This window comes from Monashia sp. HAY1-5C, assembly GCF_056755255.1.
Window position 1 is genome coordinate 1 of record NZ_JBPGXG010000395.1, and the last position, 241, is coordinate 241.

Genomic DNA, 241 nt, shown 5'->3' on the forward strand with positions numbered 1-241 from the left:
CCCCCCCCCCCCCCCCCCCCCCCCCCCCCCCCCCCCCCCCCCCCCCTTCCCCCCCCACACCCCCCCCCCCCAGATGTAGCTCCGTCTCGTGGGCTCGGAGATGTGTATAAGAGACAGGACGTACATCGCGCCGTCCACGGAGTCCTTGAGCCGGCGGATCGCGTCGGCGTCGTAGGGCAGCACGGTCGAGTGGGGACCCTCGACCTGTCTCTTATACACATCTGACGCTGCCGACGACGGA

At 71.4% G+C, this 241-nt stretch carries 1 protein-coding gene; it reads right to left on the reverse strand.

The window, feature by feature from the left end; all coding sequences use genetic code 11:
• Positions 1 to 219 (reverse strand): hypothetical protein (locus tag ACR9ZK_RS22165; RefSeq protein ID WP_481344100.1); only part of this gene is annotated, 219 nt, incomplete at its 3' end.
• Positions 220 to 241 lie beyond the last annotated feature (22 nt).